Annotated in this window: 5 protein-coding genes; all 5 read left to right on the top strand. The window is 43.4% G+C overall.

Annotated elements, in window-relative coordinates:
* Nucleotides 1-39 precede the first annotated feature (39 nt).
* The 5 genes from idi (at nt 40) to MTO98_RS08950 (ending at nt 11904) form a co-directional block, all read left to right on the top strand.
* Nucleotides 40-582 carry an isopentenyl-diphosphate Delta-isomerase gene (idi, locus tag MTO98_RS08930; RefSeq protein WP_243486306.1) on the top strand — a complete coding sequence of 181 codons (543 nt, stop codon included), beginning with the start codon at nt 40-42 and terminating at the stop codon, nt 580-582.
* Between the two features lie 159 nt (nt 583-741).
* On the top strand, nt 742-4929 hold the full coding sequence (locus MTO98_RS08935; protein WP_243486307.1) for a two-component regulator propeller domain-containing protein: 4188 nt from the start codon (nt 742-744) through the stop codon (nt 4927-4929).
* 479 nt (nt 4930-5408) lie between these two features.
* Entirely contained in the window at nt 5409-8606 is a 3198-nt protein-coding gene (locus MTO98_RS08940; RefSeq protein ID WP_243486308.1) for a TonB-dependent receptor, read from the top strand.
* Between the two features lie 13 nt (nt 8607-8619).
* Complete coding sequence (locus MTO98_RS08945) at nt 8620-10326, top strand: RagB/SusD family nutrient uptake outer membrane protein (protein WP_243486309.1); 1707 nt, start codon at nt 8620-8622, stop codon at nt 10324-10326.
* Nucleotides 10327-10401: 75 nt separating this feature from the next.
* Nucleotides 10402-11904: an RICIN domain-containing protein gene (locus MTO98_RS08950; protein WP_243486310.1), complete on the top strand. Its 1503-nt coding sequence runs from the start codon at nt 10402-10404 to the stop codon at nt 11902-11904.
* Nucleotides 11905-11939 lie beyond the last annotated feature (35 nt).

Raw genomic sequence — 11939 nt, forward strand, 5'->3', positions numbered from 1 at the left:
CAGCGTTTCTCATCAGGAAAGTAACAAAAAATATAGCGAGTGAAGATAGAAGAAACCGTGATTTTGGTTGATCGCGATGATCAGGAAACAGGTACTATGGAAAAAATGGAGGCGCACTTTCAGGGCAGGCTGCACCGCGCTTTTTCCGTTTTTATATTCAATAAAAAAGGCGAACTGCTATTACAGCAGCGAGCCAATGGCAAATATCACTCTGGTGGTAAATGGACAAACAGCTGCTGCAGCCACCCAAGGCCCGGCGAAACTACTATTGGGGCGGCGCATCGCAGGTTGCAGGAGGAAATGGGAATGACAAGTGAACTTGATTTCGTTTTTTCGTTCATATACTGCACAGCCATTCAGGATGACATTATCGAAAATGAGTACGATCATGTTTTTTTTGGTGTTACCGATAATTTACCCGTGCCTGCCGCCGACGAGGTATCATCGTTCAAATACATATCTATGGCGCAATTGGCTGCAGATTTGAAAGAAAACCCGGATAATTTTACCCGGTGGCTCGCCATTTGTTTTGAAGAAGTGTTGGCGCATTATAAGCTATTAACAGTAGCTGATGCACAATAACGCCGCCACAGCTATGACAATAATTTCTTAATAACCAGGGCGAGATAATATTTTGTAACGGGTATTTTACATTTTTGCAATATTGTTGTTTATTTTACAATTAATTAGGTAGCTTTAATCTTCCAATTATTTGTGTAATTCACAGCCTGCAATTTGTTAATGAAAAAGGGATCCTTCTGTTGTTTTGTTCTTTTTTTGATTATTTCTTCGGCCTATGCCCAGTCGCCCATCAAAAATAAGATTCTCAACTATTCTTTAAAAAATGGTCTTTCATTCGGCATTGTAAACAGCATAACGCAGGATGATAAAGGCTTTATGTGGTTTGCAACTAACGATGGGCTTAACCGTTTTGATGGTACAAGCTTTAAGGTTTTTAAATCACGCGCGGGCGACTCAACCGCTTTGGCCAGCAATTATGTACAGAAGGTTTTGTGCGATATACATGGCAATATCTGGGCATCATCGCGCAATGGCTTAAGCAAGCTTGATACCCGCACCGAAAAATTTGTGCACTACAAGCTAAAGCTAAACAGGGCAGTAAAAAGCGACATTGGCAATATCACACAAAGCCATGACGGTAACCTGTGGATCACATCTTATAACCTGGGTTTCTCTTACTTCGATATCAAAACCGCCAGCTTTAATAATTATACCCAGGTTAATTTACCTCATTTGGCAAGTAACCGGGTAATTTGCTTGTTTGAAGACTCGAAAGGCTTGCTGTGGGTAGGAACGCAGGAGGGTGGTATAAACATATTCAGGCATCAGGGCGGGGTAATTAACAAAAGTGAAGGTTTAACGCCACAGATAGCCAATCTGCCAGCCACCAGGATAAATGATATTTTTGAAGATCATTTTCATAACATCTGGATAGCAACCGGCAGCGGGCTTGTTTATTATAACCGCCAGGCCAATAAATTTACATTACTGCAAACCGATCAGCCTGGTGTTAAAAGCAAAAGGGATATTTCACTTAATGAAGATAATGATGATCAATTGCTTGTTGGCTTGCAGGATGGGGGGCTTTTTAAACTTAATATAGGCTCTAACCCAAACTTTAATACAGCTAATTACTTTTTACAGCCTGTAACCGGCGACGACGGTTTTTATCTTACCCAGCGCTCTGTACAAACACTTTTTATTGATAAGGATAAAAATGTTTGGGCCGGAACTTATGGCGATGGTATCTATATGATCAGCAGCATTAAAGAAAAGTTTTCGCTGATCACTAAAAAGAAATACGAAGTAAGCGGGGAAAGTCCGATAAGGTTTTATGGCATGTGCCAGGACCGCGACGGCTTTTTATGGCTTGGAACTGATGGCGAGGGGCTATTTAAAACAAGTCCCAACGGTACGCTTATTAAGCAATATAAGGCTGATGGCCGGGCCGGCAGTATTACAGACAATGCTATTTTATACGGTTATACCGATAAAGACGGAAATGTTTGGTTTGGCACCTATGCTAAAGGATTACTGCTTTATAGCAAAAAAACGGACTCATTTACGTCATATGCGCATAACGCCAATGATAATAAAAGCCTTGGGGGCAACGATGTCAGGGTAATTTACCAGGATAGCCGCAAAAATATTTGGGTTGGCACTAACGGCGGCGGTTTAAGCTTGTTTGATCCGGCTACTAAAACTTTCAGTAATTATACCCCTGCCAACAGCGGTATTACTGCTTATGATGTGCGGGCCATTACCGAAGACGATCAGGGTAACCTGTGGATAGGTACTTACGGCGGCGGTTTGGATTTTTATGATGCCCGGCAAAAAAAGTTCAGTAGGTATTTTAAGCCCGCCGATGAAAAAAATAACCTGCCGGGACAGGTGATATTTTCACTTTATGCCGATAAACAGCACCGCTTGTGGATAGCTACAGAGGGGGAGGGCCTCATAGCGTACAACCTTAAAAACAAATCATTTAATAAATTCAACGAAACCAATGGCCTTGCCAATAATACTGTTTCTGCTTTTAAGGAAGTTGCCGACGGTACATTGTGGATGAGCACTAACAAAGGCCTGTCAAATCTTAACCCTGCAACCGGTAAAATATTAAATTACGATCAATCCGACGGTTTGCAGGCAGGGCAGTTTAACGCGGGCTCTGTTTTGTTTGATGCCGATAATAGCCTCATGTATTTTGGAGGAACAGAGGGGCTTAATTTCTTCGATCCGGGAAAAGTAAATAAAAGCAATTATCAACCTAAAGTTATTATAACCGGTCTGCAGATATTTGGTAAGCAGGTTGAGGTTGGCGAGCAGGACAAAAACCGCACTGTTTTAACCCAGGCCATTAACGAAACCAGCCAGATCACGCTTGGGCCCGATCAATCAGTATTTTCAATTCAGTATGCTTCTTTGAACTATACCTATCCAAATAAAGGCGGCTTTGCCTATAAATTGGATGGTTTGGATAAAACCTGGAACTATGTTGGCGATCAGCGCCTGGCCACCTACCGGTATCTTGAGCCGGGCGTTTACACGTTTAAGGTAAAAGCATCTAACCAGGATGGTTTATGGTTTGATAATTATGCTACATTACAGGTTAAGATCCTGCCGCCATGGTATAAAACATGGTGGGCCTATTTAATTTACATAGCGGCGGCCGGCTTTGTTATCTACTACTATATGCTGTACAGGGCGCGCCAAACCCGGCTCAAATATGAAATCAAAGTGGCCCAGCTTTCGGCCGAAAAAGATAAGGAGCTTAATGAACGTAAACTTTCCTTTTTTACCAATATCTCGCATGAGTTCCGTACACCTTTAACGCTTATCATCAACCCTGTAAAAGATATGTTGTTTGGCAAAAGCGAAGCCACCGACGATGCCGGAAACCTTCATATTATTTATAAGAACGCGCGCCGTTTGCTGAGCCTGGTTGATCAGCTCCTGCTTTTCAGGAAAGCCGAAAGTGATACTGATAAGCTTAAAATTGTACGCCTTAATATCGTATCGCTTTGCCACGAGGTGTTTTTGTGTTTTAACCACCAGGCACGTACAAAGCATATCCAGTTTGATTTTATTAGCGAAAAAGATGCGATTGAAATTTATGCCGACAGGGAAAAAATGGAAATCGCCTTATTTAACCTGATCTCGAATGCATTGAAATTTACTCCCGAATATGGTTTGGTGAGTTGTACCATAACCGATCTAAATGATAAAGTTACCATCGAAATTAAAGATAGCGGCTGTGGTATAGCCGAGGGTACCGGCGATCAGCTATTTGGCAAGTTTTATCAGTTACAAAACTCGGCGCCATTGGCGGGCGGTTTTGGTATCGGGCTTTATCTTGTTAAAGCATTTATTGAAAACCATAAGGGAAATATCAGTTATACCAGTCAGCAGGGGCAGGGTACGGTGTTTCATGTGTCGCTGCTAAAAGGCAGGGAGCATTTTGGGCAGCAGTTTGTTTTTGAAGATGTTGCCGAAACATCGGTATTCCTGGATGAGCTGATGGAAAACAAAGGCGAACTGGTAGCAGTTGAAGCAGTGAATACGGTAACAGCTAAGAGTCCGGAGGGGTTAAGCTCTGATACTAAAACTATGCTGCTGATTGATGATAACCAGCAGATCCGCACCTATCTAAAACAGATATTTAGTGGCGAATTTGAAATTTTTGAGGCCGATAATGGTACCGATGGTCTTGAACTTGCTTATCACCTGGTGCCCGATATTGTGATAAGCGATGTGATGATGCAGGGTTTAAGCGGTATTGAGGTGTGCAGCCGCATTAAGGAGGACCCTGTTTTAAACCACATCCCGGTGATATTGCTTACTGCCAGTTCGTCGCCCGAAATAAAACTTAAAGGCATTGAGGGCGGGGCCGACGATTATATCAGTAAACCTTTTGAAAAAGAGATTCTGGTGGCCCGTGTAAACGGTATCCTGAAAAGCAGGAACAATCTGCAAAAGTATTTCTATAATGAAATAACGCTTAATAAATCCAACGACCTGAAAATTTCGCAGGAGTATAAGGAGTTTTTAGAAAAATGCCTGCAGATAGTTGAGCAGCATTTGACCGATCCTGATTTCAGTATTAAAACGCTTGCTGCCGAAATAGGCATGAGCCACTCTAATTTATATAAGCGCATCAAATCCATTTCGGGGCAATCGGCAAACAGTTTCATCCGTTTTATCCGCTTGCGTAAGGCTGCCGAAATCTTGCTCACAACAGACAGCACTGTTTATGAAACAGCGTATAAAGTGGGTTTAAATGATTTGAAATACTTCAGGGAGCAGTTCAATAAACTGTTTGGGATAAATCCGTCAGACTATATCAAAAAATATCGTAAGCCCTTTCACAATAACTACAACGTGAACCGCGACGTGATCAGGGAAAATTAATTGTTTATTATCCGATAGCTTACTCTCCCGGTCTGCACTTTTGCTGCATGACCGGCTTTTTTGCTTTGTCATAATGTAAAAGCTTATTAGCTTTTGTTATAATTCGGCCTCGTTTCGTAATGCGGCGATAGTGAGTACGGGCAAACTGATAGCGGAGTAGGTAAATGTGTTGATATGTTTTTTGTCCCCCTTGCAAGTATTAATTTACCCCCTCTCCAAAAAGCCTCAAAATCACTGTTTTTGAAGGTTTTTTATCAAATACCCCCTGTCATAATCAGAATTTACCCCTCACTCTTTTTTTGCTTTAAAACGCAATTTAGCCCTACCAATAACCAAGGTTTAAACCAAACTTTTGTACTGCACATAAAAGTTACCGGGGAAAAGGAGGCGGTAGTTATCGATACCAAATCTGCTTTCCTGATTTGTGCGGCCCGCAACCGTAAGGTTAAACCAATTTAAAAACCAATTTTAATAACCATATGAAACCAAATTTACTCGAAAAGGATTCTCCTCATCGGAAAAGGTCACCCCGCTTTTTCGTCGTTGCGGCCAGCATGGCCGTTGCTTGTTTCGCTACAGTCCAGATGCCGGTAATGGCTTTTGCGGGTACCATTAACGAGCAGCGCTTACCTGATGCCAGAATAACCGGTAAAGTTACCGACGAAAAAGGCGAAACATTGCCAGGTGTAAGTGTAGCTTTAAAAGGAACATCAACAGGTGTAGTTACCGATATTAACGGTAAGTTTAGCCTTAACGTTCCCAATGCCTCATCAGGTACGCTGGTGTTTAGCTACATTGGTTACACAGCCCAGGAGGTTATTCTGAATGGACAAACTACTATCAACGTACAATTAACAGCCGATTCAAAATCATTGAACGAGGTGGTTGTTGTAGGTTACGGTACCCAGAAAAAAGCAACTTTAACGGGGTCAATATCCCAGGTAAAAGGTGCAGAGCTGGTGAAAAGTCCTCAGCCCAACTTATCTAACTCAATAGCCGGCCGTTTCTCGGGCGTTATTGTTAACAACCGTAGCGGTGAGCCTGGTTATGACGGTTCAAATATCACCGTACGTGGTTTGGCTACAACAGGCAGCAACAACGTATTGATCGTTGTTGACGGTATTCCTGGTCAGATAGGTGGTTTGGAAAGGCTTGACCCTAACGATATCGAAAGCATGTCGGTATTAAAGGATGCATCTGCTGCTATTTACGGTAACCGTGCAGCAAACGGTGTTATCCTCATCACCACCAAACGTGGTAAAACAGGTAAGCCAACTATCAATTACAGCTTTAACCAGGGCTTTGCTTCTCCTACCCGTTTGCCAAAAATGGCCGATGCAGCAACTTACGCCCAGATCATGAACGAGATCAACCTTGATTCGAACCCGAATGGTGGCCCGAACCAGGCATATACTGCTGATCAGATCCAGAAATTTAAAGACGGATCAGACCCGTTAAACTATCCGAATACTGACTGGGAAAAACAAACCCTTAAAGGCTCTGCTCTGCAAAACCAGCATAGCCTTTCAGTTAACGGTGGTAGCGAAGATGTAAAATACTTTGTGTCGTTAGGTACATTATACCAGGACGGTATTTACAAAAGTGGTGTTACCAAATATCACCAGTACAATTTCCGCTCAAACATTGATGCTAATGTTACCAAACGTTTAAAAGTTGGTTTATCATTATCTGGCCGTCAGGAAGACAGACAGTTTCCGGTAACAGGTGCTGGTGATCTGTTCCGTTCTGTGTACAGGGCAAAGCCTATTGTTGCAGCGTATTATCCTAACGGAGACCCAACAACAGGTATCGAAAACAATAACCCTGCAGTACAGGTAACTGATTTGGGCGGTACCAACAATAATCCAACACAAGTTTTCAATGGTATTTTGAGAGGCAGTTACTCCATTCCGGGTATCGAAGGCCTTTCATTAGATGGCTTCTTTTCGGTAGATAAGTCTAATACCTTTGATAAAAACTTCAGCAAACCATATAATCTTTATAGTTACAGCGCCACTACAGATGTATATACACCTGTAATTGTTGGTGGTAACAATAACAAGGCAACGCTGTTTGAATCGCAGAATAACCAATCGCTTATTACCTCAAACATTAAGTTGAATTTTGTACGCAAGTATGGTTTACACGATATTAATGCATTTGTTGGCTATGAGCAAAGCAAAAACCATCTTGAATATTTTGATGCAACACGCTTCAACTACTTGTCATCGCAATTACCTGAACTTTCACAAGGTGGCGGTGCGGCAACCGATTATCTTAACTCAGGTTACAGTTCAAACTATAACCGCCGAAGCGTGATCAGCCGTTTGGCTTATGCTTACGATGAGAAGTATTTATTTGAAGGCCAGTTTCGTGCTGACGGCAGCTCAATTTTCCCTCCGGGAAAACAATGGGGCTATTTCCCTTCTGCATCGGTAGGTTGGAGAGTTTCAAAAGAAGACTGGTTTAAAAACAGCGTTAACTTTTTTGACGACTTAAAGATAAGGGCTTCATATGGTTCGTTAGGTAACGACAACGTGAGTGGTTTCCAGTATTTTGACAATTATGTTTTGGTTAATAATGGCTTGGTGGCAACTGCACCAGGAAGCGGTTCAAACACTGCACAGCCAAACGTTAATCTTGTAAAGCTTGCCAATCCTAACATCACCTGGGAAGTTGCTAAAAAACTGGATATTGGTATCAATGCCACTTTTCTGCACAACTTCACTATTGAGGCTATTTATTTCCAGCAAAAACGATCTGATATCCTAACAAACAGAAGCGCTTCGCTTCCGGGATCTTCAGGTATCGTGAACCCTTTCAATGATGGTTCTGCAACATATACTCCTTTAGTACCTTCAGAAAATATAGGTAAAGTAAACAGTAAGGGTTTTGAAGCAACTTTAAGTTATAACCATACAGGTCGTGAATTTAGCTGGGGCGTAAGCGGTAACATTACTTATGCTAAAAGCAAGATCATCTTTATTGATGAAGCAAGCGGTACTTTAGATTATCAGCGTCAAACCGGGTTGCCATTAGGTACATCACTGCTTTACGATGCCATCGGTATTTTCCGCACCCAGGCCGATCTTGATGCCTATCCGCACGTAACCGGAGCAAAAGTAGGCGACCTGAAATACCTCGATTATAATAAAGACGGACAAATCACTGCCGACGACCAAACCCGTACAAAATACGGCAACATCCCACAAATCACCTACGGATTTAACCTTAATGCTGCCTACAAAGGATTTGATTTATCGGTGCTGTTTGCAGGCCAGGCCCAGGTTAGCCAATATGTATTACCAGAGGCCGGTAGCGTAGGTAACTTTTACAGTAGCTGGGCCGATAACCGGTTTAGCGCTTCAAACACAAACGGCAGCTATCCAAGGGTAACCGACCGTGCTTCAAACGCTATTAGTGGTGGTTTATATAACAACACCTTTTGGCTTAATGATGCATCATTCCTGAGGTTAAAGAATGTGCAGTTAGGTTATAACTTCAATTCACCGTTCCTTTCAAAAATTAAGCTTGGTGGCTTAAGGGTGTACGCAAGCGCGTTTAACCTGTTCACCATTAGCAAAGTGAAAGATTATGACCCGGAAGGAATCAGCGGCAGCGGCCAGTTTTATCCGCAACAGCGAATTATTAACCTGGGTGTTAACGTGAAATTTTAATCAGTAAACAACAATGAAACTACAATATAAAACCCCATTATATATGATGATGATATGCGGTACTATGCTAAGTATCACATCATGTAAAAAAGATCTGTTGAATGTGCAGGCTACCGACAGGATCTCTACAGTTGCTGTAGAGACGGATACGGCCGTATTTGAGGCATTCGTAGCTAACCGTTACATAGGTGCAAGATTACAGGATAAAGAAGGCGATGGTTCAAACCCTGGTTTTGGCCGCGGCTTTGAGTATAGCATGTGGAGCTCCCTGACCGACGAATCTATTTATAATAATGATGACGCTACCTGGCTTATTCAAAGAGGGCAGCTGGCACCCGAAAACTTAGGTGGCGCAGGTGTACTTTGGGCACGCAGCTACCGGAGCATCAGGGAATGTAACTATGCTTTGAGCATTTTGCCGAAAATAACCATGAGCGCGCCGCGTAAAACACGGCTTGAAGGTGAACTTAAATTTATCAGGGCTTTCCGCTACCAGGATTTGATCCGTAACTATGGCGGCGTTGTTTTGATCGGCGATAAGGTTAGCGAGCTTACCGATAATTTACAAGACCCATCACTGTTTAAACGCGCTTCGATCAAAGAGAGTATTGACTACGCGGTTGCACAGCTTGATGATGCCGCTTCAAAATTACCGTTAGATAATGATGGCAGCTGGCTTTTAGGACGTGCTACAAAAGGCGCGGCGCTGGCTTTAAAATCGAGGTTGACCCTTTATGCAGCAAGTCCGCTATACGCTGCAGGTACCTGGGCTGATGCTGTTACAGCAGCGCAGGCCGTTATCAGTCTTAACAAGTATGGTATTTACACAGGCGGCTATGGCAACCTGTTTTTAACCAATGAAACCAATGAGGCTATTTTTGAGCGTTTATATACCAAAAATGCTAACCATACCCACCTGGAAATAGCTAACGGGCCAAACGGATACGGTGGCTGGGCAGGTAATACCCCGCTGCAAAATTTGGTTGATGATTATGAAATGGATAATGGTAAAGCCATTACCGATCCAACATCAGGCTATGACCCAACACACCCTTATGATCACCGCGACCCAAGGTTTGCTGCGACCGTTTTATATAATGGTGCTCTTTACCGCGGACAAACAGTTGATTCTTATATCCCGGGTGGTAAGGATAGCAAAGACGGACCTGATAACTGGAACACTACCAAAACAGGTTATTATCTTAAAAAATACATGAATGATGCGTATCCGCTGCAAAACCCATGGGGTAATGCCGGTTTCCAGCCGTGGATCTATTTCCGCTATGCTGAGATCCTGTTAAACTTTGCCGAGGCTGCTAATGAGGCTTACGGGCCGGATGTTGTTCCTTCAGGTTCATCGTTCTCTGCACGTGCAGCTATTAACCAGATCCGTTCGCGTCCGGGTGTTAATATGCCTGCTTTAGCGGGCGGGCTTTCACAATCGCAAATGCGTGATGCAGTACGTTATGAGCGCCGTGTTGAACTTGCTTTCGAAGAGCACCGTTTTTATGACGTACGCCGCTGGAAAATTGCCGACGTTACCGAAAATAAACCGGCAGCCGGTGTGATCATCACCAAGAACGCCAACGGCAGCTTTGTTTATACGCCGAAAGTAGCATTAGATGGTCGTATGTTTGCTACCAAACATTACTGGTTACCGATACCAAGGGCTGAAATCCAGGCATCAGGCGGTCAGCTACAACAAAACCCAGGTTACTAACAACCAATATTTCGGGGGAAGAGCATCTTTCTTCCCCCTTTTTTCTCCCCCCAATTATAACCTATATAGCAAATTATGAAGAACGTAAGATTTTTATTATTAGCGATGTGTTGTTTGGTGACCGGGTGTAAAAAGGATATCGTAGCTGTAAAGCAATCATTTGCTCCGGATGAAGTAAAAACAGGAGATAAGCCTGTCACTATGGATTCGACCCCGGCAAGTGCACTGAAAGGTGTTAACTGGGCAGCCGATGGTGATAATTTTAGTGATGGGATACTGGTATTAAGCGGTTTGACATCTGCCGATAGTTATGCCACGGTTTCGGCCAAAGCCGATGCTGTTTTATCAGGTATACAAACCAACACAGGGGCCAATACAGTACGGCTGCCTGTAAATTATTCAACCGTGTCACAAACCTGGTGGAACTCATACACCGGTGTTATTGATAAAGCCCTGAGCAAGGGAATGAACGTAATATTAGGTTACTGGGAAGCCAAATCATCTGAAGATGGTAAGATTGACAACACGACCGAGTTTTGGTCGATGTGGCAAACTATTGTTACTAAATACGGCAGCAATGCCCATGTGTACTTTGAAATTTTTAATGAACCGCACGGCTATTCATTAGCCGACTGGACAACTATTTGCGCCCAATGGTTAAGTAATTATCCGTCAGTTCCGCAGGGCCGGATCCTCATCAGTGGTACTTCCTATTCGCAGGATATTACCGGTGTAGGGGCCGACAGCCGTTTTTCAGGCTGCCTTTTATCTATACATGATTATACTTTTTTCAGTAACGGCACACTTACAACAGCGCTGCAATGGGAAAACCGCTTTAAAGCTAATATCGGCGCTTACAGCAGCCGCGCGGTGCTTACCGAGTTTGGCATCCCGATGACGGGCGGTAAAAACTATACCGGCGCTATTGGAGCTGACCAGGAAATAGCCTATATGCAAGGTTTAACCAACCAGGCACGTATTTATGGTATGGGGGCCGTTTACTGGCCTGGCGTACGCACCGGCGATAGTTATGCCATTCAGCAACTAAGCGGTACGGGTACAAGCCTTACCGTATCAACAACAAATGCATCGGGCTTAAGCCGTATCAAATATGCATGGGGCGTTGGTGCAGGTGGCACCGATACTTTTTATACTGGTGCTTACTACCGGTTTTTAAATGTTAACAGCGGCCAGGCGCTTGATGTTAACGGCGGTTCAACTGTTAACGGGGCGGGCATTATACAATGGCCTCAAAACGGGGGTAACAATCAGCAATGGATTATTGCAAACAACGGCGGTGGTTATTACAAGGTAACTAACCGCAACAGCGGCCAGTCGCTTGATGTTAATATGAGTTCGACAGCTAACGGCGCTGGCATTATACAATGGCCCTGGAACGGGGGTAACAACCAACAGTGGCAGCTTACTGCTACCAGTAATGGTATCTATAAAGTACTTAACCGCAACAGCGGGCTTGCGCTTGATGTTAACGGGGCTTCAACCGCCAACGGCGCGGGTATTATACAATGGCCTTATGGCGGTAGCACAAACCAGCAATGGCAAATTGTGCAACAATAATATTGCAATAAAACAGCGCTGTTTAGTGCTGTTTT

The sequence above is a fragment of the Mucilaginibacter sp. SMC90 genome, from assembly GCF_022811725.1.
GTDB lineage: Bacteria > Bacteroidota > Bacteroidia > Sphingobacteriales > Sphingobacteriaceae > Mucilaginibacter.